At 63.1% G+C, this 26,523-nt stretch carries 22 protein-coding genes; 3 read left to right on the top strand and 19 right to left on the bottom strand.

Going from position 1 to position 26,523, the window contains the following annotated elements; genetic code table 11:
- Nucleotides 1-258 precede the first annotated feature (258 nt).
- Nucleotides 259-2,658, top strand: coding sequence for a methyl-accepting chemotaxis protein (locus ACTJKM_RS16735; RefSeq protein ID WP_058329091.1), 2,400 nt, complete (start codon nucleotides 259-261; stop codon nucleotides 2,656-2,658).
- Between the two features lie 74 nt (nucleotides 2,659-2,732).
- On the opposite strand, the gene ACTJKM_RS16730 is transcribed toward ACTJKM_RS16735, so the two are convergent.
- Complete coding sequence (locus tag ACTJKM_RS16730) at nucleotides 2,733-3,677, bottom strand: nucleoside hydrolase (protein WP_057248026.1); 945 nt, start codon at nucleotides 3,675-3,677, stop codon at nucleotides 2,733-2,735.
- A gap of 265 nt (nucleotides 3,678-3,942) precedes the next feature.
- Here ACTJKM_RS16730 and ACTJKM_RS16725 point away from each other — a divergent pair, with 265 nt between their 5' ends.
- Both ACTJKM_RS16725 and ACTJKM_RS16720 read left to right on the top strand, forming a co-directional pair.
- Nucleotides 3,943-4,374, top strand: a complete 432-nt coding sequence (locus ACTJKM_RS16725; protein WP_057248025.1) for an Hsp20 family protein — start codon at nucleotides 3,943-3,945, stop codon at nucleotides 4,372-4,374.
- Nucleotides 4,375-4,421: 47 nt separating this feature from the next.
- Complete coding sequence (locus ACTJKM_RS16720; protein ID WP_057248024.1) at nucleotides 4,422-4,679, top strand: DUF1150 family protein; 258 nt, start codon at nucleotides 4,422-4,424, stop codon at nucleotides 4,677-4,679.
- A gap of 222 nt (nucleotides 4,680-4,901) precedes the next feature.
- Here the strand turns inward: ACTJKM_RS16720 and trmB are convergent, their stop codons facing one another.
- The 18 genes from trmB to mutS all read right to left on the bottom strand — a co-directional run bounded on the left by trmB (nucleotide 4,902) and on the right by mutS (nucleotide 26,508).
- On the bottom strand, nucleotides 4,902-5,600 hold the full coding sequence (gene trmB / locus ACTJKM_RS16715) for a tRNA (guanine(46)-N(7))-methyltransferase TrmB (protein ID WP_057248023.1): 699 nt from the start codon (nucleotides 5,598-5,600) through the stop codon (nucleotides 4,902-4,904).
- Nucleotides 5,601-5,769: 169 nt separating this feature from the next.
- A complete protein-coding gene (metK, locus tag ACTJKM_RS16710) occupies nucleotides 5,770-7,038 on the bottom strand; it encodes a methionine adenosyltransferase (protein WP_057248022.1) in 1,269 nt (422 codons plus the stop codon).
- 200 nt (nucleotides 7,039-7,238) lie between these two features.
- Nucleotides 7,239-7,658, bottom strand: a complete 420-nt coding sequence (locus tag ACTJKM_RS16705; protein ID WP_057248021.1) for a helix-turn-helix domain-containing protein — start codon at nucleotides 7,656-7,658, stop codon at nucleotides 7,239-7,241.
- A 145-nt stretch (nucleotides 7,659-7,803) separates the two neighbouring features.
- Nucleotides 7,804-9,399: an apolipoprotein N-acyltransferase gene (lnt, locus tag ACTJKM_RS16700; protein ID WP_440660651.1), complete on the bottom strand. Its 1,596-nt coding sequence runs from the start codon at nucleotides 9,397-9,399 to the stop codon at nucleotides 7,804-7,806.
- Nucleotides 9,400-9,667: 268 nt separating this feature from the next.
- A complete protein-coding gene (locus ACTJKM_RS16695) occupies nucleotides 9,668-10,825 on the bottom strand; it encodes a hemolysin family protein (RefSeq protein ID WP_058329093.1) in 1,158 nt (385 codons plus the stop codon).
- 12 nt (nucleotides 10,826-10,837) lie between these two features.
- Nucleotides 10,838-11,344: an rRNA maturation RNase YbeY gene (gene ybeY, locus ACTJKM_RS16690; RefSeq protein ID WP_440660649.1), complete on the bottom strand. Its 507-nt coding sequence runs from the start codon at nucleotides 11,342-11,344 to the stop codon at nucleotides 10,838-10,840.
- An 18-nt stretch (nucleotides 11,345-11,362) separates the two neighbouring features.
- Complete coding sequence (locus ACTJKM_RS16685) at nucleotides 11,363-12,418, bottom strand: PhoH family protein (RefSeq protein WP_057248017.1); 1,056 nt, start codon at nucleotides 12,416-12,418, stop codon at nucleotides 11,363-11,365.
- A 27-nt stretch (nucleotides 12,419-12,445) separates the two neighbouring features.
- Entirely contained in the window at nucleotides 12,446-13,846 is a 1,401-nt protein-coding gene (miaB, locus tag ACTJKM_RS16680) for a tRNA (N6-isopentenyl adenosine(37)-C2)-methylthiotransferase MiaB (RefSeq protein WP_440660648.1), read from the bottom strand.
- 70 nt (nucleotides 13,847-13,916) lie between these two features.
- Nucleotides 13,917-14,708, bottom strand: a complete 792-nt coding sequence (locus ACTJKM_RS16675; RefSeq protein WP_058323653.1) for a lysophospholipid acyltransferase family protein — start codon at nucleotides 14,706-14,708, stop codon at nucleotides 13,917-13,919.
- A gap of 100 nt (nucleotides 14,709-14,808) precedes the next feature.
- Nucleotides 14,809-15,306 carry a GNAT family N-acetyltransferase gene (locus tag ACTJKM_RS16670; protein WP_058323654.1) on the bottom strand — a complete coding sequence of 166 codons (498 nt, stop codon included), beginning with the start codon at nucleotides 15,304-15,306 and terminating at the stop codon, nucleotides 14,809-14,811.
- Nucleotides 15,307-15,312: 6 nt separating this feature from the next.
- Complete coding sequence (gene tsaB, locus ACTJKM_RS16665) at nucleotides 15,313-15,972, bottom strand: tRNA (adenosine(37)-N6)-threonylcarbamoyltransferase complex dimerization subunit type 1 TsaB (protein WP_058323655.1); 660 nt, start codon at nucleotides 15,970-15,972, stop codon at nucleotides 15,313-15,315.
- Between the two features lie 156 nt (nucleotides 15,973-16,128).
- On the bottom strand, nucleotides 16,129-16,695 hold the full coding sequence (locus tag ACTJKM_RS16660) for a NifU family protein (RefSeq protein WP_057248012.1): 567 nt from the start codon (nucleotides 16,693-16,695) through the stop codon (nucleotides 16,129-16,131).
- Nucleotides 16,696-16,861: 166 nt separating this feature from the next.
- Nucleotides 16,862-17,353, bottom strand: coding sequence for a universal stress protein (locus ACTJKM_RS16655; RefSeq protein ID WP_057248011.1), 492 nt, complete (start codon nucleotides 17,351-17,353; stop codon nucleotides 16,862-16,864).
- 153 nt (nucleotides 17,354-17,506) lie between these two features.
- Complete coding sequence (gene trpS / locus ACTJKM_RS16650; protein WP_057248010.1) at nucleotides 17,507-18,571, bottom strand: tryptophan--tRNA ligase; 1,065 nt, start codon at nucleotides 18,569-18,571, stop codon at nucleotides 17,507-17,509.
- A 111-nt stretch (nucleotides 18,572-18,682) separates the two neighbouring features.
- Nucleotides 18,683-19,075, bottom strand: a complete 393-nt coding sequence (locus tag ACTJKM_RS16645) for a VOC family protein (RefSeq protein WP_058329095.1) — start codon at nucleotides 19,073-19,075, stop codon at nucleotides 18,683-18,685.
- The gene (gene murJ / locus ACTJKM_RS16640) at nucleotides 19,075-20,679 is read right to left on the bottom strand and encodes a murein biosynthesis integral membrane protein MurJ (protein ID WP_058329096.1); all 1,605 of its coding nucleotides are present in this window, start codon (nucleotides 20,677-20,679) and stop codon (nucleotides 19,075-19,077) included. Before murJ ends, ACTJKM_RS16645 begins: the two co-directional genes overlap by 1 nt.
- Complete coding sequence (locus ACTJKM_RS16635; RefSeq protein WP_058329097.1) at nucleotides 20,676-23,519, bottom strand: [protein-PII] uridylyltransferase; 2,844 nt, start codon at nucleotides 23,517-23,519, stop codon at nucleotides 20,676-20,678. Before ACTJKM_RS16635 ends, murJ begins: the two co-directional genes overlap by 4 nt.
- Before the next feature lie 235 nt (nucleotides 23,520-23,754).
- Complete coding sequence (mutS, locus tag ACTJKM_RS16630) at nucleotides 23,755-26,508, bottom strand: DNA mismatch repair protein MutS (protein WP_058329098.1); 2,754 nt, start codon at nucleotides 26,506-26,508, stop codon at nucleotides 23,755-23,757.
- Nucleotides 26,509-26,523 lie beyond the last annotated feature (15 nt).

The following is a 26,523-nucleotide window of genomic DNA, read 5'->3' as shown; positions in this document are numbered from 1 at the left end:
CGCAATCCGGACAGCCGATGTCGCGGAGATAAAACTCCGCGCGCAATTTTATCAAAGCAACAGGTAAAACAGCGTCCGCGTTGGGCCTATTTTAAGAATCTCCAGTCTATTCAGGAGCCTGAGAAGGCCGGTCGAAGCGATCCGGTTGCCTCCAACATGCCGGTCGGCATCTGACGCTCCATGATGGAGTTCACCCCCATTGCGAAATGCGTCCACCGCAGGCGAGAGCCGGCGGACCTCCCAGCACGTGAGGATTTCATGTTCAAGTTCCAAGCCAAATCGCTGGCGACCAAACTGATCGCGGTGACAGGCGGCACGATTGCACTTGTCCTGCTCGCCTCGAATTTCGTTCTCATCTCCCAGACCCAGGATCGCGTCGAAACGCTGGTCCTTGAACAGGCAAACGGTGAAGCCCGCGCGATCGCCTCCGACATCGCCGGCGACGTCGGCGAGCTTGCGAGCGCTGCCCGCTCGATGGCCGGCGTTCTCGGCCGGGCACATGCGGAAAAGTCGATGGAGCGCACCGGGGTGATCAATATCCTGAGGGCGAACCTCGAGCAGAACCCCTTCGCCTTCGGCAGCTGGTTCGCGGAAGAGCCCAAGGCCTTCGACGGCCGCCAGGAAGATGTTGTCAACAATAAGGAACTGGGCGGCAACGAGCTCGGCATCTTCACGCCCTACTGGTCGAAGACCCGGAACAACGAAATCCAGTACTCCACCTTCAAGGCCGATTATCCGGCGGAGTGGTATGCGCTCGCGGCAAAGAGCGGCAAGGGCGCGATCACCCAGCCCTATACTGCCGAGGGTACCGACATTCCGACCGCGATGAGCTCGATCGCCTATCCCGTTATGTCAAGCGGCAAGCTGATCGGCGTCTCCGGCGTCGACATTTCACTCGCCTCGCTGGCCGAGGGTCTGGCGAAGTTGAAGCCGTTCGAAACCGGCCGCGTCTACCTGCTGTCGCAGAGCGGCAAGTGGCTCGTCGCGCCGATCCCGGAACTGCTGCTCAAAGCCTATGACGGCGAAGGCAACGACATCGTCAAGAATGCGCTTGATTCCGGCAAGCCTGGCGTCATTTCCAACCTTTCCTATGACGGCAACGAACCCTTCGACCGCCTCGTCTATCCCTTCGCGCTTTCGGGCGTGAACACCAGCTGGGTCGTGCTCGTCGACGTGCCGCGCGCCGCGATCAATGCCCCGGTCAAGGACCAGACCTACATGATGATCGTCGGCGGCCTGGTCGTGCTCGGCGCCGTTCTGCTCGGTCTCTATCTCGCCGTCCGCGGCTTCGTGCAGAAGCCTCTCGCCGCCCTCGTGAACGACGTCAAAGGACTCAGCCACGGCGACTATACCAAGGCGATCGCCGGCCAGGATCGCTCCGACGAAACCGGCGAAGTCGCCAAGGCACTCGAGGGCTTCCGCCACCAGCTTGCCGACACCAAGCGCCTGGAAGGCGAAGCCCGCCATGAGCGCGAACAGGCCGAGCGCGAACGCGGCCGGTCGGAAACCGAGCGTGCCGAGAGCAGCGCCTTGCAGCGCGACATCGTCGCCCGCCTCGGCAAGGGCCTGTCCCATCTCTCGTCCGGCGATCTCGCCTTCCGCATCACCGACGAGTTCCCGGGCGAATATGCCCAGCTCAAGCGCGACTTCAACGCGACGATGGAAAGCCTCGAAGCGACGATCCGCACCGTCAACCATTCGGTCGTCAACATCGGCAACGGCACGAGCGAAATCAGCAGCGCCGCCAACGACCTGTCGCACCGCACCGAACAGCAGGCGGCGAGCCTCGAAGAAACGGCAGCAGCCCTCGACGAGCTGACCTCGCAGGTCAACGCCAGCGCCGAAAACGCCAAGGTCGCCGCGAAGTCGGTGGAAGTGGCCAGCAGCGATGCCGGACAGTCGGGCGAAGTGGTACAGAAGGCCATCGCCGCGATGAAGGGCATCGAGCAGTCGTCGCACGAGGTCAGCCGCATCATCGGCGTCATCGACGAAATCGCCTTCCAGACCAACCTTCTGGCGCTCAACGCCGGCGTCGAAGCGGCCCGCGCGGGCGAAGCCGGCAAGGGTTTTGCCGTCGTCGCCCAGGAAGTACGCGAGCTTGCCCAGCGCTCCGCCAATGCCGCCAAGGAGATCAAGACGCTGATCAACACTTCGGCCGGCCAGGTGCGCGAAGGTGTCGACCTCGTCGGCAAGGCGGGCGGCGCGCTCGAAAAGATCGCCGAGCAGGTGGTGCAGATCAACGGCCTCATCCGCCAGATCTCGAGCTCGGCCTCCGAGCAGGCCGTCGGCCTCAAGGAGATCAACTCGGCCGTCAACCAGATGGACCAGGTGACCCAGCAGAACGCCGCCATGGTCGAGGAGACGACGGCCGCCGGCATGGCGCTCAACGAAGAGGCCCGCACGCTCAACGCCCTGGTTGCCCGCTTCCGCGTCGCCCAGTCCTCGACGTCGGCCCAGCCTACCTCGTCGGAGATGCTGCGTGGCACCGCCGAACGCATGCGTGCGGCCGAACGCCCGGCACCGGCACCTGCCCGCGAGGCGCGGCCGGCTCCGGCAGCAAGCCCGGCACGAAGCAGCTACTCGGCTTCAACGCAGCGGGTGCTCACCCAGACCTCGGGCGCCAACGCGCTTGCCCAGGACAATTGGGAAGAGTTCTGATCAACAGATCGAGAAAAGAAACGGCGCCTCTCGGGGCGCCGTTTTTGTTTGAAGCATGATGATCGAGCGTAGGCTCAGATGCGCGACAGGCGCTCGGTCAACAAATCGAAAAAGCCCTGGTCGTCGACGAAGCGCATGACCTTGGCATTGTGCGGCCGGCCGGTGACCTGCCACCAGTCGACAACCGTCATGCCCGCCGTCAGCGGCGACTTGGTTTCGATCTCGACGTTGCAATCCCGACCGGTGAAAAGCTCGGGGCGCAGCAGATAGGCGATGACCGTCGGGTCGTGCAGCGGGCCGCCATCGGTGCCGTATTTCTCGATGTCGAAGCGTTCGAAGAATTCGAGCATCTCGGCCATGGCGATCGCCGGGCGGCTGCCGATGTCGCGGATCTTCTGCACCCGCGCCTTGTGGGTGAGCACGCGATGGGTGACGTCGAGCGGCATCATCACGATCGGAATGCCCGAGCGGAAGACGATATCGGCGGCTTCCGGATCGACATAGATGTTGAACTCGGCCGCCGGCGTGATGTTGCCGCCTTCGAAGAAGCCGCCGCCCATCATCACCAGTTCCTTCACCCGCGGCGCAATCTCAGGCGCCTTCTGGAGCGCGAGCGCGATGTTGGTGAGCGGTCCCAGCGTGCAGAGCGTCACCGAGCCCTCTGCCTCGTTGCGGAGTGTTTCGACGATGAAGTCGACCGCGTGCTGCTCCTCGAGTTTCATCCTGGGCTCATCGAGCGTCGGTCCGTCGAGGCCGGTCTTGCCGTGCACGTGCTCGGCGGTGACCAGCGGACGGGCGATCGGCTTGTCGGCGCCGGAAAAAACCCGAACCTTCGGCCGGTCGCAGAGCTCGCAGAGAATGCGCGCATTGCGGGCCGTCAAGGTCAGCGGCACGTTGCCGGCGACCGTGGTGATGCCGAGCAGGTCGATCTCTTCCGGACTGCCGAAAGCGAGCATGATGGCGGCGGCATCGTCCTGCCCGGGATCGGTGTCTATGATTATCTTTCTGGGCACGGGCACTCTCTCGTCCTCCCTGGATCACGTTTGGCTGGGTCGACCCGACCCAAAGCCAGGCGCGATCGATTTCAATGCACCGGAGCGGATACGGGTAGCGTCGCATGCGCCCTCCTCGTCCCACTCTTGGATTCTGCGAGAGCGGACTATGATTTGCGTGCACGTCCGAGGCAAGCGGCTTGCACTCATTGCGCACAGCTACCATATTGCGGCAAGGATGCTGCTGGGCAGGTCCGAACATCGGTCGCTTGATCTCGCAAGGACTTGAAGAATGAGCCGAATTACGCCCTTTACGAGCCCGCTTCTGCTGGGTTTCGACACAATGGAAAAGACCCTTGAGCGCATCGCCAAGGGCAATGACGGATACCCGCCCTACAACATCGAGCGAATCCGCGGCGATGCCGCCGTTGACGCACCCGAGCGGCTCAGAATCACGCTTGCCGTGGCCGGGTTTTCTGAAGAAGACCTCGAAGTGACCACCGAAGAGAATCAGCTCGTCATCCGCGGCCGCCAGGTCGACAACGGCGATCGCGAGTACCTGCACCGCGGTATCGCTGCGCGCCAGTTTCAACGCACCTTCGTTCTCGCCGATGGCATGAAAGTTCTCGGCGCCGAGCTGCGCAACGGCTTGCTCTCCGTCGACCTCGTCCGCCCCGAACCGGTGCGTATGGTAAAGAAAATTAACATTTCAGTCCCAGAGTAGGATAACCGGCGGGATTTTCCCCTGGCCGGCGACCACGGAGTATCACCATGGGACTGAAAGCTGTCAGCTCGTCACTGTCGAAGAACGACCTCGCACATCTCGGCGAAGGCGAAATCGGCTACATCCGGAAAATGCGTTCGGAAGAAGTCTCGCGCTGCTTCCCGGAAGCACCCGAGATGGGACCGGGCATCGATCTCTGGGCCCTGTTCGGCGCCGACGGCACGCCGATCCTCCTGACCGACAATCGTTCCAGCACCTTCTTCAAGGCCGCCGAGGATGACCTGAAGACGGTCACCCTGCATTGATCAGGCTGCCGTCGCTGACGGTAGATCTATGGGACTGAATTGAAGCCGCCGCTCTGCATTGAACGACGCAATTCCAGACGGAAAACCGCTTCGCACTTTTCCTGGAATTGACTGTGAAGCGACACAATTCCGGACGGAAAACCGCTTCGCACTTTTCCTGGAATTGATTTTGGAGTGCCGCAATTCCGGGCGGAAAACCGCTTCGCACTTTTCCTGGAATTGCTAGGCTCGGCGGAAAGTGAGATAGGCGGAGCTCCGGCCTTCCCGGCGTGCCTTGGCCTCGTAGCGTGTGCTCGGCCACCCCTCGTACGGCGTCAGCCAGTCGGCTGCCTTCTCCGCCGTCCATTCGAAGGCCGCGTGATCGCGGCAATGCAACAGCGTCCAATTGACATAGGTGTCGATATCCGAGGCGAAGCAGAAAAGCCCGCCCGGCTTCAGCACGCGCGCAAAGCGGTCGAGATTGACCTTGGAGACGAAGCGGCGCTTCCAGTGTTTGCGCTTCGGCCACGGGTCCGGATAGAGCAGGTCGATCTGGTCGACGGAAGCGGCCGGCAGCCAGTCGAGAACCTGGGTGGCGTCGTCGTCATAAAGGCGGATGTTGCTGACACCGCGAGCCTCGATGTGGCCGACGAGCTTGGCCATGGAATTGACGAAGGGTTCGACGCCGATAAAGCCTGTCGAAGGCGTCTCGGCGGCGCGGTGGATCAGATGTTCGCCGCCGCCGAAGCCGATTTCCAGCCGGATGCGATCGACGCCCTGAGGAAACAACGTCTTCAGTTCCGCCGGAGCCGGGCTCGACAGATCGAGCTTCAGCGTCGGCAGCACGGTTTCCAGATGCGCCGCCTGCCGCTCGCGCAGCGGCTTGCCCTTGCGGCGGCCGAAAAAGGCCTCGGTTGCTCTGGCACGGCGCGGTTCGGTCATGTCGTTTGTCCCTTGGTCACGCTGATCCCGGATCAAGCCGACCCAAAATCAAAATGAACGAAGCGGGCGCTCCTTGCCGGAGCGCCCGCCCTGAATTTCGCAAGCGCCTGATAGCAGGCCGCTGCGCTATCTTCAATGCGCGGCGTTACACGCCACGCCAATCGCAGGATTACGCGGCTGCCCGGCCGTTGACGGCACCGCTCTGCTCGATCGCCGCCTTCAGCGGCTTCACCAGATCGAGCTTCTCCCAGGAGAAGGAACCGTCGCGGCCAGCCTTGCGGCCGAAGTGGCCGTAGGCAGACGTCTTGGCGTAGATCGGCTTGTTGAGGTCGAGGTGACGGCGAATGCCAGACGGCGACAGGTCCATCGTCTTGCGGATGGCCTGCTCGACCTGGTCTTCCGAGACCTTGCCGGTACCGTGCAGGTCGACATAGATCGACAGCGGCTGGGCAACGCCGATGGCGTAGGAGAGCTGGATCGTGCAACGATCGGCAAGACCGGCGGCTACGACGTTCTTTGCCAGGTAGCGCGCGGCATAGGCAGCCGAACGGTCGACCTTGGTCGTGTCCTTGCCCGAGAAGGCGCCGCCGCCATGGGGCGCAGCACCACCATAGGTGTCGACGATGATCTTGCGGCCGGTGAGGCCGGCGTCGCCGTCCGGGCCACCGATGACGAACTTGCCAGTCGGGTTGATGTACCAGGTGCAATCGTCGGCGATCTTCAGATCATCGAGCGCTTCGCGGATATAGGGCTCGACAACCGAGCGAACCTTGGCCGAATCCCAGGTGTCATCGAGATGCTGCGTCGACAGAACGATCGAGGTGACTTCCGCCGGCTTGCCATCGACGTAGCGCACGGTGACCTGGCTCTTGGCGTCCGGACCGAGCTTGGCGACTTCGCCTTCGCCCTTCTTGCGGGCGGCGGCGAGCAGATTGAGGATGCGGTGCGAGTAGTAGATCGGCGCCGGCATAAGTTCGGCGGTCTCGCGGCAGGCGTAGCCGAACATGATGCCCTGGTCGCCGGCACCCTCTTCGCCCTGCATGTCGGCAGCGCTGTCGACGCCCTGAGCGATGTGGGCGGACTGGAAGTGCAGAAGCACGTCGATCTTGGCCGTCTTCCAGTGGAAGCCGTCCTGCTCATAGCCGATCTCGCGGATCGCCTTGCGGGCGGCGGACTTGAACTTCGAGGGGTTGATGACGTCGTTGCCGTCCTTGTCCTTCTTCAGAAGGCTCGGCGGCAGGCGCACTTCGCCGGCGATGACGACGCGGTTGGTGGTCGCCAGGGTTTCGCAGGCGATGCGAACGCCCCACGGGTCGACACCGGTCTTGGCCGCTTCGCGGTAGACCAGATCCACGATCTCGTCGGAGATACGGTCACACACCTTGTCCGGATGACCTTCGGCTACAGATTCACTCGTGAACAGGTAGTTTGCACGCATGCGGGAAGTCCCCTCAATGAAGAAAAAGCGCTGGCATGGTGTTAGTGGTTTTGCGCCCGAAAAACAAGCGCACAACGACATAAATATATCTTTATATCACCATCAGGGCCAATCACTTTGGCGCGCCCGGAGAAAAGCGCGCATGAAAAAAGCGGCACAAAGGCCGCTTTGTTTTCAAGTCCCGACGGGGAACGTTGGAACTATTCGCTTTCTGCTTCCGCAGCGAGAGCCTTGACCAGATCGACAAGCCGGCGGCGAACCTTCGGATCGGTGATCTTGACGAAAGCGCGGTTGAGTTGCAGCCCCTCGGAGGACGACAGGAAATCGACAACGTAGTTGGAACTGGACGCTTCTGCCATGCCGGGCTGACCGGTACCGCTATCACCCGGGGCATCTTCGAAGAAGAAGGAAACCGGAACATTCAGGATGCCCGAAATGTTCTGCAACCGGCTCGCGCCGACGCGATTCGTGCCCTTCTCATACTTCTGGATCTGCTGAAAAGTGATCCCCAGACTTTCGCCGAGCTTCTCCTGGCTCATGCCAAGCATCGTGCGGCGAAGACGAATCCGACTACCGACATGAATGTCGATCGGGTTCGGCTTCTTTTTGTTTTCGATCATATCTGCGTTCCCAAACACGCTGTTTCGTTTGATCCACCGCCCGGCATGAAGCACCGCTCACCGAGGCGACCGCCACGGTGATACGACAAAGCCGCCACAACAAGGACGATGGTGCGGACCACTATGCAATTTTAGGGGTTTTAGGTCAATTCTTCCTAATATTAAAACCAACACGCGAAAACACTGCAACCAGAAGGAGCAAGAGTGCACTCAGCCAGAAGATTCGGCTTCGCATAGCGCCGTCCAAAGGCGTAGGCATCTTTCCCGGCAGAAGTGTGTCGACCACTCCCCTATAATTGTAGGACAATCCTACCATTAAAACCCCACGTGCATCAACAATTGCTGATATACCGCTGTTGGCTGCGCGGATCAGGGGGGTTCCGGTCTCGATGGCGCGCAGTTGTGCCTGATGGAAATGCTGGCGCGGACCGGGCGTGTCGCCGAACCACGCATCATTGGTGATGTTGAGAAGCGCATCCGTTCCGCGCGCGGCCCCGTCGATCTCGTCGGGGAAGATCGCCTCGTAGCAGACCAGCGGATAGAACTTCCTGCCGCCGGGCAAGGTCAGCAGCGAGCGGCTCTTTGCCGCCGAAAAGCCGCCCGGCATGGAGGCGGCGATGGAACTCAAGCCCCAGGACGACAGCACCTCCTCGAACGGCAGATACTCGCCAAACGGGACGAGATGCACCTTGTCGGCGGCACCAATGATCTGGCCGCGGCCATCGATGACATAGATCGAGTTGTAGTAGCGCGGCGGCAGGCCGGCGCCCGCGTCCTCGGCGCGCACCGCACCGGCGATGAGGATCTGATCGTCATCGAGCACCTCGGCGATGCGCGCCAGGGCGTCGGGATTGTCGGTGAGGATGAAGGGGATCGACGTCTCGGGCCAGACGACGATGTCCGGGCGTTTGCCGCCGTTTTCGGGCGCGGTAGCAGTGAGCGAAAGATGTTCCTCGAAGACCGCCGCACGCTCGCGGTCGTCGAGCTTTTTCGCCTGATCGATCACCGGCTGGACGAGACGGACCGTCAGCGGCGGCTCGGCCGCAGGGGGGGCTGGCTGTGCCAGGCGATAGAAGCCGAAGCCGACGTGCGCCGTGAGGAGGATGAGTGCGGCCGCGAGACCAATCCGGCTTCCCCTGCCGGTGGCAATGAGTGCGGGTGCCGCGAAGACGAAGACCGCCAGCATGTTGATGGTCGCAAGACTGACGACGCTTGCAGACTGCATCATCAGCGGCATCGGCATCGCCGCATAGCCGATGGCATTCCAGGGAAACCCGCTGAAGAGGAAGCTGCGCAGCCATTCGCAAAGGCCAAAGGCCAGAGCAAGTGCTGCGATCCGCCCGACACCATCGGACCAGAACAGGCGCGCGATCAGCGTCGCCAGCGCATAAAAGAGCGCCAGGAAGGCCGGGAGACCGACGACAGCGAGCGGCAACGCCCAGGCGAAGTCGTCGGCCTCCACCAGGAGCGCGTTGCCGAGCCACCAGAGACCGCCGAGGAAGTAGCCGAAGCCGAACCACCAGCCGATCGCCGCCGCCGGCCAGAGCCGCCTGACGCTGCCGCCATCCGGATTTCCGGTCGCGCCGTCAAGCAGCCAGACGAGGATCGGGAAAGCGACGAAAGCAAAGGCGAAGATGCCGAAGGGCGGTTGCGCCAGAACCGCGAGAAGCCCCGCAAGGAACGCGAGCAATGCCCTCGGGAAACCGGAGAGAAGCATCACCCTGCCAGCCAGTCTTACCATGCAGCCTCCAGTCGATCCCGGCCGCTAGCCGCGGCGCCGGAGCGAAACAACAACCGAATCAATCGGCGCCAGTGTTCCAAAAAACCGGCTGCTTGTCCCCTTCAGGGGCGGATTTGGATACGGAAGGCATGTGCTCCGGCTTGGGTCGAGCCGCCGGTCCTTGAGAACCGCGTTCAAGCCGGGAGACGTCAAGCGGATGGATGGGAGGCGTCTGCCACGCACACTCTGCGCCGCGCACATGGAAACGTGCGCGGGGGCAGAGCGATTATTACTCGTCGGCCGCTGCTTCGGAAGGTGCTGCGCCGTTGGCACGATTGACCGTAACCGTCTCCGGAGCGGTTTCACCCTCCGGCCGCAACGGGCGACGGCGAGCCGGCGGACGCTTGCGCATGATGCGAACGCGTTTCACGCGCCGCGGGTCGGCGTCGAGGATCTGGAACTCGAAGCCCGGAATGGCCTGGACGACCTCGCCACGCACCGGAATACGGCCGAGCGAGGCGAAGATCAGGCCGCCGAGCGTGTCGACGTCTTCGAGTTGCTCACGCACGTCAAAATCGGGGCCGATCGCCGCGGCGATCTCTTCCAGCTCGACGCGAGCGTCGGCGAGGAAAACATCGTCCGAGGTACGGGCGAACATCACTTCGTCATCGTCGTGCTCGTCCTCGATATCGCCAACGACCATCTCGACGATGTCTTCGAGCGAAACGAGACCGTCGGTGCCGCCGTACTCGTCGATGACGAGCGCCATCTGGATACGGGCGGCCTGCATGCGCTGCATCAGGTCCGAGGCCAGCATCGAAGGCGGCACGAACAGGAGCTGGCGGACGATGCCCGCCTCTTCCAGCGACTTGCCGAGATCGACGCGGGAGAGATCGAAGCTCGCCTTCGGCGATCGGGGCGTCTTCTCGGTCTTTTCGCCTGTGGCAGCCGGCGCCTTGCCGTTGCGGCGCCGATTGCGGGCCTGCTTGGTGACATAGGAAAGCAGGTCGCGGATGTGCACCATGCCGCGGGGATCATCGAGGCCTTCGTTATAGACCGGCATGCGCGAGCGGCCGGACTCTTCGAAGATCACCATCAGCTCGCCGATGGTGATGCTCTGGTCGACCGCTTCGATGTCGGCACGCGGGACCATGACGTCCTCGACCCTGATCTCGCGGAAGCGCAGGATATTGTTGAGCATCGCCCGTTCGCCGGGCGAGAAGGCCGTGTTGCTATCGGCATCGGTCTGAAGCGCGTCGGCAAGATCCTCGCGCAGGCTCGATGGACTTGCGCCGCGCAACAGGCGCGCGGCCCGGCTCCAGAAGGTAGAAGTGGATTTCGTGCCCTCGTGTCGAGTGGCGGTGCTACTACTGCCCGCCTCCGCCTCTCCGGAGGCGTCTGCCTCCTCGGTCGCCAGCGCGACGGGCTGTGTTTTGTAATCGCTCATCGGTCCAAACTGTTAATCCGGGGTACGATCCCCGTAGGGGTCAGATAAGCCAAGACGCGCCAAAATGCGAGTCTCCAGGCTTTCCATTCTTTCGGCTTCGTCATCTTCCATATGATCATAACCGAAAAGATGCAGGAATCCATGCACGAGAAGATGCGTCAGATGCGCATCGAAGGATTTCTCGAGTTCCACGGCTTCGCGCTCGAGCGTCTCGCGGGCGACGATGATGTCACCCAGCATCGGTCCCGGCATCGCACCCGGTTTCACCGGGAAAGCGGGGAAGGACAGCACATTGGTCGGCTTGTCCTGGTTGCGCCATTCGGCGTTGATCGCCCGCATGGAAGCGTCGTCGGTGAAGACAAGGGAAAGTTCCGGCGGCATCTGCGGCAGCGGCTGCTTCTCTTCGGCCGCGAGATAGGCTGCAGCCGCTTCGAGCACGGGCGATGAGAAGGCAAGCAAGGCCTCTTCCTCGGGCCAATTGCCTTCTTCCACGCTGATCTGGATGTCCAATGCCGTCATGATCGCAACGACCGCCGATCAGCGGTCGCTCTGCTCGCTTTCGTCGTGAACGGCCGTGTGGGACTCGTAAGCCCTGACGATACGCGCCACCATCGGATGACGGACGACGTCGACATCCTTGAAGCGCACCACCGAGACGCCCTCGACGCCCCTCAGGATCTGCAGAGCCTCGACCAGGCCCGACTTGACGCCGCGCGGCAGGTCGACCTGGCTCGGATCGCCGGTGACGATCATGCGGCCGTTTTCGCCGAGACGGGTCAGGAACATCTTCATCTGCATCGATGTCGTGTTCTGCGCCTCGTCGAGGATGACGGCGGCATTGGCAAGCGTGCGGCCACGCATGAAGGCGAGCGGTGCGATTTCGATGACGCCGGCGGTAATCGCCCGTTCGACCTTGTCGCCCGGCATCATGTCATAGAGCGCGTCGTAGAGGGGCCGGAGATAGGGGTCGACCTTCTCCTTCATGTCGCCGGGCAGGAAGCCCAGGCGCTCGCCTGCCTCGACGGCAGGACGCGAAAGCACGATACGGTCGACGGCGCCGCGCTCCAGCAGCTGTGCTGCATGGGCAACCGCGAGATAGGTCTTGCCGGTACCAGCCGGACCGACACCGAAGACGAGCTCGGAACGCTCGAGCGCGCGGATATAGGCATCCTGCGTCGGCGTGCGGGCGACGATCGTCTTCTTGCGCGTCGAAATCTGCGCCATCGTCAATTTGGCTTTTTTCTCCATGGTCGGTAATTGTAGCTGATCGTCGGCAGCGACCGCCATCCGGATCGCGCCTTCCACATCCGACGTATCGATCGATCCGCCGCTCTGCAACCGTCCATAGAGAAAATCGAGAGCGCGCCGCGCCTGATTGGTGGCGACGACATCACCTGAGATCGCAACGGAATTACCGCGCGGGTGCGCTTCGATCCGGAGCCGCTCTTCGAGGAGCTTCAGATTCTGGTCGAACTGCCCGAAGAGTTCGCTGGCGAACCGGTTGTTCTCGAACGTGAGCACGAAGTGATTGGCGTCTGTCGCAGTTGTTTTCGACTGGCGCGATGATGAAGAGATCAGTTCGTGTCCGTTCAAGCGGTTCAGGCTCCTTGTGTTCGGTCCTTACCCGATCATCTCCGCAAACAGGCTGTTCGGCCCGGCCTTGATGATTCGCACCTTGATAATGTCACCGATTTGCGATGCTTTTGCATCAACATTCACGGGCTGCAGCCAAGGGGAACGCCCGACGAGCTGGCCCGGCATGCGTCCTGCCTTCTCCAAAAGCAGGTCGATTTCGCGGCCGACGCAGGATTCGGCGAAGGCGCGCTGCTGCGAAAACAGCAAAGCCTGCAATTTTTCCAAGCGCTTGGCTTTTACGTCCTCGGGAACCTGGTCGCCGAGCTCGGCGCCGGGCGTGCCGGGGCGTGTCGAATATTTGAATGAAAATGCCTGTGCATAACCCACGGCCTCGACCAGGCGCATGGTGTCTTCGAAGTCCTCGTCGGTCTCGCCCGGGAAGCCGACGATGAAATCGCCCGACAGTGCGAGGTCCGGCTGGACCGCGCGGATACGCTCGATCAGCGCCAGATATTCGGCCGCTGTGTGCCTCCGGTTCATCGCCTTCAGGATGCGGTCGGAGCCGGACTGCACGGGCAGGTGCAGGTAAGGCATCAGCTTGCCCATCGAGCGATGCGCTTCGATCAGGCTGTCGTCCATGTCGCGCGGGTGGCTCGTCGTGTAGCGGAGCCGCGCAAGCCCCTCGATCTCGCCGAGACGCGTGAGCAGGTCGCCAAGCCCCCATTCGCGGCCATCGGGTCCGACGCCATGCCAGGCGTTGACGTTCTGGCCGAGCAGGGTGATTTCACGGACGCCGCCATCGACCAGCTTTTCCGCTTCAAAGACGATCTGCGCAACCGGGCGGGAAACTTCCGAGCCGCGCGTATAGGGCACGACACAGAAGGTGCAGAACTTGTCGCAACCCTCCTGCACCGTGAGAAAAGCGGTGACGCCGCGGGCGCGGGTCTTCGCCCTGTCGGGCGCCGGCAGGTGTTCGAACTTGTCCTCGACGGCATAGTCCGTCTGGACGACGCGCTCGCCGCCGCGGGCACGTTTCAGTGCTTCCGGCAGGCGGTGATAGGTCGTCGGGCCGATCACCAGATCGACCGCCGGCGCGCGCCTGAGGATCTCGTCGCCTTCGGCCTGTGCGACGCAGCCGGCAACGCCGATCACCATCTCGCGGCCTTCCTTGGCCTTCGCCTTCTTCAGGTCACGCAGGCGGCCAAGCTCGGAATAGACCTTTTCCGCCGCCTTCTCACGGATATGACAGGTGTTGAGGAGCACGAAGTCGGCATCTTCCAGCACGTCGGTCGAGACATAACCATCACGCGACAAGGCATCCGACATGCGGTCGGAATCATAGACGTTCATCTGGCAGCCATAGGTCTTGACGAAGACCTTGCGGGCCGGCACGCGCTCGTCGCCCGTTACGGGCGTTGTCGACAGAAGGGCTGTATCCTGGGTCATGGCGGCTTACTTAGTGCAAAGCGGCCCGAAGTTGAAGTATTTTCGGCACGACTGCCTTTGCCGGCAGGCGTCAGGCCCGTCCGCGCAACCGGTCCGACAGCATGCTCCGGATGCGCTGCTCGACTTTGCGGCTCACTTCCTTGCGATTGGTGTGCCGATCGTAGTCGATGGCTTCACCGAAATCGACGTCAACTTCGATCGCCCCTTCGCGCAGGATGCCGAGCAGATGCGGCACCAGTTCGGTGTCGCCCGGCCATGCGGCAATCGGCCGGTTGAAGCGGCCCATCGGCATACCATGGATGCCGGTATAGGAGATCGCGACTGGCTGGACATGCACGAGCCCGGTCGGCGAATGCGGCACGGCGGACGCGGCAGCGCCGAAGAGCGAGGTCTTGATCTCCAGCAGGCGGTTGCCATCCGACGTCGTTCCCTCCGGAAAGAGCACGACGATCTCGCCCGACGCCATGCGCTGACCGATTTCGCTCACCTGCTTGCCGGTCGAGCGCTTCTGCTCGCGCTCGACGAAGATCGACGCCTGCAATCGTGCGAGGTGGCCGAAGACCGGCCAGCTTTTCACTTCGGACTTTGCGACGAAGACGACGTCGGTGACCGAGGACAGTACCAGAATGTCCTTCCAGGAGGCGTGATTGGCGCAGATGAGCAGCGGCCGCCGCCGCTCGACCTCGCCGTGAACCCGCACCTTGATGCCGAGAAGGTAGCAGGCGAGCCGATGCCAGTATCGCGGCAGCCGGCGGCGAAGGCTCAGGTTGAGCCAGAGGCAGACGATCTGGATCGGCATCAGAACGAGCGAAACCAGCGCCAGAAGCGCTGCGAAGATCGCAATCCGTAGCCAATTGATCATCCGGAAAGAGTTCCCGCGCCCATCCTTGAAAAGTTAGAGCGGGATGCGGGCGGAAAACCGCATACACTTTTCCTCATCCCACGCTAATCCGCGCTTGGGACTAGCGAAGATCAAGCCGCATGACAAGCGCGGCAGTCCGCTGGCCGGCCTTGTCCTGGTAATAGGCGCGGCGTTCGCCGACCTTGTTGAAGCCGAGCTTACGGTAAAGCCCGATCGCCGCTTGATTGGTCTCGTCCACTTCGAGGAACAGCGCTTCGGAACCCTTGACCAGGGCCTCGCGCATCGCCGCCTGCATCAGCCGCCAACCGAGACCGGAGCGCGCATAACGCGGCTCGACGCCGATCGTCAGGATTTCGGCCTCGCCGGCGACGGCGCGCGACAGGACGAAACCGCCAAAGGCCGGACGGAACGAGCCGTTCGTCTGGCGGGCGACAAAACCGAATACAGTGTCCTGCACCAGCAGCGCGTGAATTTCGCCGTCGGTCCAGGGGCTTGCAAAACGCTGGCGGTGCAGCGCTGCCGCCGCGAGAAGGTCGGCTTCCTCCAGCGGAAAAATGTCGAACTCGGTACGGCGGGTGAAGTAATCGGTGAAGCTCATCTCGGTCTACGCTCGGGCAATCGCGAAGCCCGCCTGCGGCTTGGCGTCGGGGCCTCGGAGATATAGCGGTCGCGGCTTGGCCGAGGCTGGATCAGCAGCGGCGCCGAGCGCGGCGACAAAGGCAACATCGATGAGTTCGGAGGGTTTGGCAGGGGCATTCGGGGCAACGAGAGCCGCGCCGGAGCCGCCGATGACGCCATCAAAGCCGGAGAAGCGTTCGCGCGCCACCTCGACAGAGAGCGCTTCGGGCTCACTTATGGCATCACCGGTCGCGCCGAAAGCCTGGACATAGACTTCGTCCCGCTTGGCATCGATGGCCACGAGGATGTCCCTGCCGGGCGCTGCAGCACGTATGCCTTCAGCCAAGACCGCGAGCGTCGAGACGCCGACCGCAGACTTGCCGAGCGCCAGCGCCAGGCCGCGAGCGGCCGCCACGCCGACGCGAATGCCGGTGAACGAGCCCGGACCGACGGTGACCGCGATGCGGTCGATATCGGCAAGCGATCGGCCAGCCGCGGCCAGCGCCTCGTCAACGAATTCCATCAGCCGCTCGGCATGACCTTTGCCGAGATCGGCGCCCGAGCGCCCGAGCACAACAGCCGCTTCGCCGTCGTAGACGGCAACGGAGCAGCCGGAGCCGGACGTGTCGATCGCAAGTACAATCATTTCAACGCTGGATCTTTCAGACGCCACAAGCCGCAAGGCCGACCAGGCTTTGCGGCAAAATCGATACTACTCGGTCAGGTCAGGATGCGGGCGGAAAACCGCGCACATTTTTCTTCATCCCGCCCTTTTTCGCGAGACGCCGGACGGCGTCCGGTGTCAGACGGCCTCGACGGCTTGCACCTCGGGAACGAAATGGCGCAGCAGGTTCTGCACGCCATGCTTCAGCGTCGCCGTGGACGACGGGCAGCCCGAGCAGGCACCCTTCATGTTGAGGAAAACGGTGCCGTCCTTGAAGCCTCGGAAGGTGATGTCACCACCGTCCTGTGCAACGGCCGGGCGCACGCGGGTTTCCAGAAGCTCCTTGATCGTGGCAACGATCGTCTCGTCACCTTCGTCGAAGAACTCGTCTTCCTGATCCGACTGCTCGGCGCGGCCGCTGCCAGCCATGATCGCCTGGCCCGACATGAAATGCTCCATGATCGAACCGAGGATAGCTGGCTTCAGGTGCTGCCACTCCTGGCTTTCCTTGCTGACGGTGATGAAATCGTAGCCGAAATAGACGCCGGTGACGCCCGGAATCGAAAACAGCCGTGCCGCCAGCGGCGAGCCGGCGCGGGCTTCTTCCTCGTCGCGGAATTCGGCGGTGCCGTTTTCCATAACAACCTTGCCCGGCAAAAACTTCAGCGTTGCCGGGTTCGGCGTGGCTTCGGTCTGAATGAACATGTCTGTCTCCGTTTCGCCGGGAGCGACAGTCGCCCAGCTCTTTAGAATTATTCAAAAGAATATAGGGGCATGGCCCTCTGGTCGCAAGAGTACATAAAGCGCGATGAGGAAAAGTGTGAGCGGTTTTCCGCCCGCATCCCGCTTGACCCATGAAAAGCGACGCAGGTCAGCTGAGCGCGTCGATCTCCTCGTCCGTCAGGGCATCGGGGATGACCGTGACGGGGATCGGGAAGGCGGCTGCCTTGCCCGCGATCGACGACACCAGCGGGCCTGGGCCCTCTTTTGCCGATCCGGCGGCGAGCACCAGAATGGCGATGTCGCGGTCCTCCTCGATCGCCGCATGAATCTGCTCCGTGGCAGTTCCCTCGCGGATGACGATCTCCGGCTCGATACCGATCCGTTCGCGGACCGACTGGGCCACCTTGGCGAGCGTCGCCTCGGCTTCCTCGCGCGCTTCCGCACGCATGATTTCCTCGACCCCCAGCCATTGCTGGAAGTCGCCATCGGCGATCACATAGAGCAGGACGAGACCGCCATTGGAGTTCTTGGCGCGCATGCCCGCATAGTGCACGGCGCGCCCGCATTCCGGGGTATCGTCTATCACCGCCATGAATTTGCGGCGGTGACCTTCAAGTCGAGAGAGTCGGGTCGAGACCATAGGGTGAACAATACATCCCGGGTTGGCCGCCGCAAGGTCTGATTTTCGCGTTTCGGAGCGGGACACGGAAAAGTGCCCGTAGCCTTCCGCTCTTGGTCCGCTTCGACTCCTGAACCGAAGTGAATCCGGGTCCGAGGACCCGGATTCAGTCAACTACTGCAGAAAACCGATGATCTCGCGCACTTCGCTCATCGTCTTTTCCGCCCGCGCCCGCGCCCGCTCGCCGCCATCGCGGAGAATGGCGTCAATGTGAGCGGTGTCGCCCATCAGGCGGCGCATTTCGGCGGTGATCGGCGACAGGACCTCGACCGCGAGGTCGACCAGAGCCGGCTTGAAGACCGAGAACTGCTGCCCGCCAAACTCGGCGAGCACCTGCTCCTTGGTCTTGTCCGACAGCGCCGCATAGATACCGACGAGGTTTTCCGCTTCCGGACGACCCTTGAGCCCTTCGACCTCGCTTGGTAGCGCATCCGGATCGGTCTTGGCCTTGCGGATCTTCTTCGAGATCGTCTCGGCGTCGTCCATCAGGTTGACGCGCGAAAGGTCGGACGGGTCGGATTTCGACATCTTCTTCGTGCCATCACGCAGCGACATGACGCGCGGCGTCGCGCCGCCGATCAGCGGCTCGACCGGCGGAAAATAGGCGTGGATCGGCTCCTCGCCGACAACCATATCGACACCGTAGCCGGCGCTGCGGATATGCTCCATGAAGTCGATATTGAACTTCTGGGCAATGTCGCGCGTCAGCTCCAGGTGCTGCTTCTGGTCGTCACCGACGGGAACGTGGGTGGCGCGATAGACGAGAATGTCGGCCGCCATCAGGCTCGGATAGGCGAGCAGACCGAGCGAGGCGTTCTCGCGGTCCTTGCCGGCCTTGTCCTTGAACTGCGTCATGCGGCTCATCCAGCCGATGCGGGCGACGCAATTGAAGATCCAGGCGAGTTCGGCATGCTGGGGCACGGCCGACTGATTGAAGACGATATGTTTCTTGGGGTCGATGCCCGAAGCGATGAAGGCAGCGGCGATCGAGCGGATCTGCCCCTTCAGGTCCTCATGCACGAGCTGGGCCGTGATCGAATGCAGGTCGACGACGCAGTAGATGCAGTCGTTGTTTTCCTGCAGTGCCACGAACTTGCGGATCGCACCGAGATAGTTGCCGAGATGGAGATTGCCCGTCGGCTGAACGCCGGAGAATACGAGCGGCTTGAATTCGTTCATGTCGTCCTCAATAGGCTGGTGGAGGGCCCCAGGGCAGAAACGCCCATGTTGCTAACGGCATGGCTTATGCACGGGTGGCGGTAGGCAATCAAGAGGTCGCCGCAGCCTCGTCTATTCCGCCGGTTGCAGCAGATCCCAATGGTTGCCGAACGGGTCGCTGAAGACCGCCACCGTGCCATAGGGCTCGTGGCGCGGCGCTTCCAGAAAGGCGACGCCTTCGGCCAGCATCGCCGCATGGTCGCGAGCGAAATCGTCGGTGAAGAGGAAGAAGCCGACGCGGCCGCCGGTCTGGTTGCCGATCGCCGCCTGCTGGCGTTCGCCGTCGGCCTTGGCAAGCAGCAGCGAAGTCTCGACCGCGCCCCTGGGACGGACGACGACCCAGCGCTTGCTATCGTCGAGCCTCGTGTCTTCCACGAGGTCGAAGCCGAGCTTGCCGCAATAGAAGGCGATGCCGGCATCGTAGTCCGGCACGACCAGGGCAATGCGTGCGATCGTCTGGCGCATCAGTCGCTCGCCTCCGGTGCTGCAGCGGGTTCTGCCGGTCCTTTGGCCTTGCGCTTGATGCTGCGGCGGATCATGCCGAGGCTGGCGCCGCCGAGACCGAAGGCGAGCGCGAAGTAGATCACCATCGCCACCGAGACCAGACCGAGCAGGGTTACTGCCCGCGTCACGAGCGGCGCGGCGGAAGAGAGCTCGAAGGCGAACCAGTCGATCGCGAAATACAGCGCCGCGGCCATACCGGCCGCCGCGATGGCGAGGCGCGGAATGCGGGTCAGCAACGGGATGTCCCTGCCCCAATGGCCGCGCCAGACAAGTGTTGCGAAAAGCAGGACAGCGTTGACCCAGCCGGCAACGATCTCGGCCGTGGCGATGCCGCTTGCGCCGAGCCGCGGAAACAGAGTGAGCGCCAGCGAGACGTTCACAACGACGGAGATGGCAGCGAAGATCATCGGCGTGCGCGTATCCTCGCGCGCGAAGAAACCGGGAATGAAGGCCTTGATCAAGACGAAAGCCGGCAGGCCGAGACCGTAAATCGCCAGGATGTGACCGACGATGACGGTCGATTCCGGCGAGAACTTGCCGCGCTCGAAGAGCAGCCGAACGATCGGCTCGGACATGACCAGAAGTGCTGCTGCCGCCGGCAGCGTCAGGAACAGCGTGAACTCGACCGAGCGGTTCTGCAGGTTTGACGCTTCGTTGACATTGCCGGAACGCAGCGCCCGGGCAAGTTCCGGCAGCAGCACGGTTGCCACCGCGATGCCGACGACGCCGAGCGGAAGCTGGTAGATGCGGTCCGCATAGACCAGCGACGAGACCGCGCCTTCGCTCGCCGAAGCGATATTGGTATTGATCAGGAGGTTGATCTGGGTGATACCGCCGGTGATCGCCGCCGGCAGGGCTAGCACCAGCAGGCGCCTGACACTGGCGGTCATCTTCGGCCGGCGGAGGCCGATCTTGATGCCGGCGTCGCGCACGGCGATCCAGACGATCGCAAGCTGCACCAGACCGGCCGCCATGACCCCCCAGGACAGCGCATAGCCGACGGCCACCGGATCTTGGCCCTCATACCAGGCGTAGGCCAGCACCGCGATCAGGATGACATTGAGGAACACCGGCGCAATCGCTGCCGCAAAGAAGCGATGCAGCGAGTTCAGCATGCCGCCCATCATCGCCGCCAGCGACATGCAGGCGAGATAGGGGAACATGATGCCAGCAAAGACGATGGTATTGCCGAGCTTTTCCGGATCGTCGGCAAAACCGGGGGCGATCAGGTTGCTGACGATGAAGGGCATCGTCAGTTCCATCGCGATCGTCAGGAACAGAAGCACGGTGAAGAGGACGCCGAAGACTTCCTCGGAAAAGCGCCGCGCGCCCTCCATGCCGTTCGCCTCGATCTCCTTGGCAAAGAGCGGCACGAAAGCGGAGTTGAAGGCCCCCTCGGCAAACAGCCGGCGGAAGGTGTTCGGCAGGCGGAAGGCCGTGTTGAAGGCATCGGCGACCGGGCCGGTGCCGAGGGCAGCGGCCATGAAGGTTTCGCGGATGAAGCCGAACAGGCGGCTTCCAAGCGTCGCGCCGCCGACGGTTGCAAATTTCTTGACCAGACTCATGTTTCGGCTTTTGTCGTTCTTTGAGCGGAGGAAACGCCCGGTGGCGGAGCGATGATGCCGGAGGGCATGCGGTCGCGGGCTTCGTCACCCTCACCGGCCATGACGGCCTTGAGGCGGGCGGCAATGTTCATCTGACGGTTCTCGCTCGTCACCTTCTGACCGACGAGGTCGGTGACGTAAAAGGTGTCGATCACCTTCTCACCGAAGGTGGTGATGTGCGCCGAGGCGATATCGAGCGAGAGATCGGAAAGCACCGCAGTGATCTCGGACAAGAGGCCGGGACGGTCGAGGCCCTCGACCTCGATCACCGTAAACTTGTTCGACAATGTGTTGCTGATCGTCACCTCGGGCGTCACGGTAAACGCCTTGGTGCGTTTTTTCACCTTCGTCCTGCTGGCAATCACTTCCGGCAGGCGTTTGCGGCCGGCAAGCACGTCCTCGATCAGCTTGCCGATACTGCCCGCTCGCCGCATCTCATCCCCGTCGACGGCAAACTCGCGGTTCACCAGGATCGTATCCAGTGCCCGGCCGTCAGACGTCGTGAAGATCTGGGCATCGACGATGTTGGCACCGGCGGCAGCGCAGGCGCCGGCGATCACGGTCAGGAGACGCGGATGGTCGGGCGAAAGCACGGTGATTTCGGTGATCGCATGGAACTGGTGCGTACGCACCATCGTCGCCAGCGCCTTGTCGGCGGCGTCCGCTTCACGGATGAAGCGTGCATGGCGCACCTGATCTTCGAGCGCCACCGTCAGCAGATAGGGCTGATAATGCAGGCGCACATAATCGTCGCGTTCCTTCTCCGTCCAGTCCGTCAACGCCTCGCCAAGCATGATCGCGGCATGCGCGGCGCGCTCCTTGCGCGACAGTTCCGAGAAGCCGCCCGACAGCAACAGTTCGGTCTCGTAATAGAGCGTGCGCAACAGCTGCCCCTTCCAGCCGTTCCAGACGCCGGGACCGACGGCGCGGATATCGCAGACCGTCAGGACCAGCAGCATCTTCAGCCGGTCGAGCGACTGCACCCGCTCGGCGAAGTCGACGATCGTCTTGCGGTCGTTGAGGTCGCGCGTCTGGGCGACCATCGACATCAACAGATGCTCCTCGATCAACCAGGCCACGAGTTCGGTCTGCTTTGGCGACAGCCCGAAACGCGGGCAGAGCTTGCGCGCCACCTTTGCGCCGGCGGTCGAGTGATTCTCGGGCCTGCCCTTGGCGATGTCGTGCAGCAGCACGGCGACGTAAAGCGCCTCGCGCTCCTCGATCCCCGGCATCAGCTTGGCGACGAGCGGATGCGCCTCCTCCTCGATGCCGCCCTCGATGCGCGAGAGCACGTCGACGGTGCGCAGCAGGTGCTCGTCGACCGTATAGTGATGATACATGTTGAACTGCATCATCGAGACGATCTTGCCGAAATCCGGAATGAAGCGGCCGAGCACGCCCGCTTCGTTCATGCGCCTGAGGATGAGTTCCGGCTTGCGGCGCGAAGTGAGGATCGACAGGAAGAGGCGGTTCGCCTCCTCGTTTTCCCGAAGGGCCGGCTTGATCAAACTCAGCGATCGCGTCACCTGGCGCAGGGCCGCCGGATGGAACTCGAGGCCGTTGATGTCGGCGATGTGGAAGAAGCGCAGCAGGTTGACCGGATCGCGCTTGAAGACATCGGGGCTTGCGAGCGCAATGCGACCGCCGTCGTCGACGAAATCCAGCGTGCCGGCGATCTTGCGGCTACGATGAGTGAAGCGGCCGATGATGCCGGAGATGCCGGGGGCATCCTTGGCCTGCTGGTCTTCGAGTGCGGCGCAGAAAATGCGGGTCAGGTCGCCGACGTCCTTCGCCACCAGGAAGAAGTGCTTCATGAAGCGCTCGACGGCGGAAAGGCCCGGATGGTCGTGGTAGCCCAGCGCTTCGGCGATCTCCCGTTGGATGTCGAAGGAGAGCCGCTCTTCCGCCTTGCCGGTGAGGAAGTGCATATGGCAGCGCACCGCCCAGAGGAAGTCCTCGGCTTTCTGGAAAAGCTGGTACTCCTGCCGCGACAATACCCCGACCTTCACGAGGTCGGCGGTGTCCTTGAGGCGGTAGAAATATTTGGCGATCCAGAACAGCGTGTGCAGGTCGCGAAGACCGCCCTTGCCTTCCTTGACGTTCGGCTCGACGAGATAGCGCGTATCGCCCGCCTTGCGGTGGCGCTCGTCACGCTCGGCAAGCTTGGCGGCGATAAAATCCGGGCCGGTATTGCGCACGATCTCGTGGTCGAAACGGGTTTCAAGTTCGGCGCTCAGCGTCTCGGAGCCGCAGATGTAACGCGTCTCGAGAATGGCGGTGCGGATGGTCATGTCGGCGCGCGACAGGCGGATGCATTCGTCGATGGTGCGGGTGGCGTGGCCGACCTTGAAGCCCAGATCCCAGAGGATATAGAGCATGAACTCGATCGCCGGTTCCGCCCAGACGGCCTTCTTGACCGGCAGCAGGAACAGAAGGTCGATATCCGAGCCCGGCGCCAGCGTGCCGCGGCCATAACCGCCGACCGCCGCCACCGCGATGCGCGAGGCCGGCGGCGCATTGGCTGCGTCGAAGATCTCGTTCAGCACGAAATCATGCAGTACGGTGATCAGCTGATCCTGCAGCCAGGAAATACGCTCGGCGCAGAGAATGCCGGCTCCGTCGGCATAAAACAGTTCGCGCGCCTTGGCCCGGCCGGCGACGTTTGCCTGCTTGAAGGCGGCCAGCAGCGCCTGGCGCATCGGCTCGCGCTGCTCGGCATGGGCCGAGGCGATGAAGTCGCATTTTGCCCGGAGCGCTGCGACATCGAGGATTTCGGGAAAGAAAGTTTCGTGTCTGCCCATGTAGTGCCGAGGGGCGTCCTGTCCGACTGGTTGCGTGGTTCGCTCGCGATCGAGCGCTCCTGCATGATCCTTACGACCGAGGCCGAACAAAGACCACACAGCATTTCAATCGCCGCGCCGGCAAAGGCGCGCGGCGCTGTATACCCTTTTTACGGAAGGCTGCACAGGAAAAAGGCGCGCGCCGCCTTAGCCAGCGGTTGGCGGGATGCGGGCGGAAAACCGCACACACTTTTCCTCATCCCGCCTTGACGGCGCTCAGTTCCTTCTTCAGCGCATAGAGCGCGTCGAGCGCTTCGCGCGGCGTCATGTCGTCTGGGTTCAGCGTCTTCAACGCCTCTTCGACCTTGGACGGACCTGCGGCCTTCACCTCTTCGCGGCGGATCGCCACCTGGAACAACGGCAGATCATCGATCAACTGGCTGGCCGGGTTCTTGCGGTCGGCATCCTCGAGCTTGGCAAGCACATCCTTGGCACGCGCCACCACCGAGGCCGGCAGGCCGGCAAGGCGAGCGACCTGGATGCCGTAGGACCGGTCGGCGGCACCAGGCCCCACCTCATGCAGGAAGATCACGTCGCCGTGCCATTCCTTGACGCGCATGGTCGCGTTCGACAGGCGACCGAGCTTTTCCGAAAGCACCGTCAGCTCATGAAAGTGGGTGGCAAAGAGGCCGCGGCAGCGATTGGCCTCATGCAGATGCTCGACCGCCGCCCAGGCGATCGACAGGCCGTCGAATGTGGCGGTGCCACGACCGATCTCGTCGAGGATCACCAGCGAGCGGTCGGTCGCCTGGTTGAGGATCGCCGCCGTCTCGACCATCTCCACCATGAAGGTCGAGCGGCCGCGCGCCAGATCGTCGGAGGCGCCGACACGGGAGAAGAGCCGGTCGACGATGCCGATATGGGCGCTTGCGGCGGGAACGAAAGTCCCCATCTGCGCCATGATCGCGATCAGCGCATTCTGGCGCAGGAAGGTCGACTTACCGCCCATGTTGGGACCGGTGAGCAGCCAGATCGCGCCGCCCTCCTCGCCCTCGGGCGGCGAGAGATCGCAGCCATTGGCGACGAAGGCATTGCTTGCCTGGCGCTTCAGCGCCTGCTCGACCACCGGATGGCGGCCGCCGTCGATCGCGAACATGCGCGAGCGGTCAACAGTGGGGCGGGCATAGGCCTGCTCCTCGGCGAGCACGGCGAGGCCGACCGATACATCGACGGTCGCAAGCGCCAATGCCGCCGCCTTGAGGGTCTCCGCAGCCGCAACGACCTCGGCCGTCATGGCGTCAAAGGCTTCGATCTCGATCGACAGCGCCCGGTCGGCGGCGTTGGCAATCTTGCTTTCGAGTTCGGCCAGTTCCGTCGTGGTGAAGCGCATGGCATTGGCCATGGTCTGGCGATGGATGAAACGGGCGCGGCCGGCATCCGTATCGGTCATCGACCCGGCATTGCCGGCCGTCACCTCGATGAAATAGCCAAGCACGTTGTTGTGCTTGATCTTCAGCGACTTGATGCCGGTCTCTTCGGAATATTGCAGCTGCAACCCGGCGATCACCCGGCGCGACTGGTCGCGTAGCGCCCGGACTTCGTCGAGCTCGGCATTGGCGCCTTCACATACGAAACCGCCGTCACGCTTCAGCAGCGGCAATTCCTCGCCAAGGGTGGCATCGAGCAGGCCGAGCAGACCGGCGGGCAGTGCGTCGATCGCGGCGCGTGCTTCCTTCAGCTCATCCGATAGCGTGCCGGCCGCCATCCGGCGCGATATCGACGCGGACGCATGCAAGCCGGCCTGGATGGCGCCGAGATCACGGGGACCGCCGCGGCCGAGCGCCAGTCGCGACAGGGCGCGCGGCATATCCGGCGCACGGCGCAGCGCGTCGCGCAGGTCGCCTGCGAAGGAAGGCTGATCCGCAAGGATCTCGATCGAGTCGAGGCGCTGGTTGATACGGTCCGGATCGGTCAGCGGCGACATCAGCCGCTCGGCGAGAAGCCGGGCGCCGCCGCTCGTCACCGTGCGGTCGAGCGCCTTCAGCAGCGTGCCCTCGCGCGCGCCGGAGAGTGTCTTGACCAGTTCAAGGTTGGCGCGGGTCGCCGGATCGATGAACAGCGTCGAGGCGGCACTTTCGCGCTCGGGGGTGCCGAGCGCCGGACGTTCGGCAAGCTGGGTCTTCTCGACATAGGAGATCGCAGCCGAAGCGGCGGCCAATTCGGCGCGCGAGAATGTGCCGAAGCCGTCGAGCGTCTTGACGCCGAAATAGCGGCTAATGCGGCCCTCGGCCGTCGCGCTGTCGAACAGCACCGCCGGCTGCGGCACGGCCACGCGGCCGAGCACGTCGAAGACGGGCCTCAATTCCGGATCGTGAAACACCGTATCGGCAAGGATCAGTTCGCGCGGCTCGATGCGCAGGATATCGGCGAGCAGCCGGCTTTCGGCGGTCTCGGCCAGCCGGAAGATGCCGGTGGAGATATCGATCCAGGCAAGCGCGTAAGCGGGTTCGGACCCGCTCTTGATGCGCGCCAGCGCCATCAGGTAGTTGGTCTCCGACGGCGACAGCAGCTTCTCTTCGGTGATCGTGCCCGGTGTCACCAGGCGCACGACGTCGCGGCGCACCACCGACTTGCCGCCGCGCTTCTTGGCCTCCGCCGGGTCTTCGACCTGCTCGCAGACGGCGACGCGGAAGCCGAGGCCGATCAGCTTCTGCAGATAATCGTCGGCGGCATGCACCGGTACGCCGCACATCGGGATTTCCTGTCCCATGTGCTGGCCGCGCTTCGTCAGCGTGATGCCGAGCGCGCGCGACGCTTCGACCGCGTCCTGGAAGAACAGCTCGTAGAAGTCGCCCATGCGGTAGAACAGCAGCGAATCCGGGTTGTTCGCCTTGATCTCGATGAACTGTTCCATCATCGGCGTGGCCGTGGAACGGCTTTCCTCGCTCGCCAGTTCGGCTGCGGACAACACCTCCCCGGCGCGGTTCGATTGGTCTGTCACGAAATTCATGATTGTTCCGAAAAA

It is taken from the genome of Ensifer sp. 22460, assembly GCF_052044935.1.
In the GTDB taxonomy this organism is placed as follows: Bacteria; Pseudomonadota; Alphaproteobacteria; order Rhizobiales; family Rhizobiaceae; genus Ensifer.
The sequence above is the reverse complement of the archived record's forward strand: the minus strand, read 5'-3'. Positions and strand labels throughout refer to the sequence as shown.

Excerpts from the sequence above, each read along its gene's own strand:
- tsaB (WP_058323655.1), bottom strand. The coding sequence starts at position 15,972 with ATGATTGTACTTGCGATCGACACGTCCGGCTCCGGCTGCTCCGTTGCC.
- trpS (WP_057248010.1), bottom strand. The coding sequence starts at position 18,571 with ATGAACGAATTCAAGCCGCTCGTATTCTCCGGCGTTCAGCCGACGGGC.
- ACTJKM_RS16720 (WP_057248024.1), top strand. The coding sequence starts at position 4,422 with ATGGGACTGAAAGCTGTCAGCTCGTCACTGTCGAAGAACGACCTCGCA.
- ACTJKM_RS16670 (WP_058323654.1), bottom strand. The coding sequence starts at position 15,306 with ATGAGCTTCACCGATTACTTCACCCGCCGTACCGAGTTCGACATTTTT.
- ACTJKM_RS16635 (WP_058329097.1), bottom strand. The coding sequence starts at position 23,519 with ATGGGCAGACACGAAACTTTCTTTCCCGAAATCCTCGATGTCGCAGCG.
- ybeY (WP_440660649.1), bottom strand. The coding sequence starts at position 11,344 with ATGACGGCATTGGACATCCAGATCAGCGTGGAAGAAGGCAATTGGCCC.
- metK (WP_057248022.1), bottom strand. The coding sequence starts at position 7,038 with ATGCGTGCAAACTACCTGTTCACGAGTGAATCTGTAGCCGAAGGTCAT.
- ACTJKM_RS16660 (WP_057248012.1), bottom strand. The coding sequence starts at position 16,695 with ATGTTCATTCAGACCGAAGCCACGCCGAACCCGGCAACGCTGAAGTTT.
- ACTJKM_RS16645 (WP_058329095.1), bottom strand. The coding sequence starts at position 19,075 with ATGCGCCAGACGATCGCACGCATTGCCCTGGTCGTGCCGGACTACGAT.
- ACTJKM_RS16725 (WP_057248025.1), top strand. The coding sequence starts at position 3,943 with ATGAGCCGAATTACGCCCTTTACGAGCCCGCTTCTGCTGGGTTTCGAC.
- lnt (WP_440660651.1), bottom strand. The coding sequence starts at position 9,399 with ATGGTAAGACTGGCTGGCAGGGTGATGCTTCTCTCCGGTTTCCCGAGG.
- ACTJKM_RS16655 (WP_057248011.1), bottom strand. The coding sequence starts at position 17,353 with ATGGTCTCGACCCGACTCTCTCGACTTGAAGGTCACCGCCGCAAATTC.
- trmB (WP_057248023.1), bottom strand. The coding sequence starts at position 5,600 with ATGACCGAACCGCGCCGTGCCAGAGCAACCGAGGCCTTTTTCGGCCGC.
- ACTJKM_RS16735 (WP_058329091.1), top strand. The coding sequence starts at position 259 with ATGTTCAAGTTCCAAGCCAAATCGCTGGCGACCAAACTGATCGCGGTG.
- ACTJKM_RS16705 (WP_057248021.1), bottom strand. The coding sequence starts at position 7,658 with ATGATCGAAAACAAAAAGAAGCCGAACCCGATCGACATTCATGTCGGT.
- miaB (WP_440660648.1), bottom strand. The coding sequence starts at position 13,846 with ATGACCCAGGATACAGCCCTTCTGTCGACAACGCCCGTAACGGGCGAC.
- mutS (WP_058329098.1), bottom strand. The coding sequence starts at position 26,508 with ATGAATTTCGTGACAGACCAATCGAACCGCGCCGGGGAGGTGTTGTCC.
- ACTJKM_RS16675 (WP_058323653.1), bottom strand. The coding sequence starts at position 14,708 with ATGATCAATTGGCTACGGATTGCGATCTTCGCAGCGCTTCTGGCGCTG.
- murJ (WP_058329096.1), bottom strand. The coding sequence starts at position 20,679 with ATGAGTCTGGTCAAGAAATTTGCAACCGTCGGCGGCGCGACGCTTGGA.
- ACTJKM_RS16695 (WP_058329093.1), bottom strand. The coding sequence starts at position 10,825 with ATGAGCGATTACAAAACACAGCCCGTCGCGCTGGCGACCGAGGAGGCA.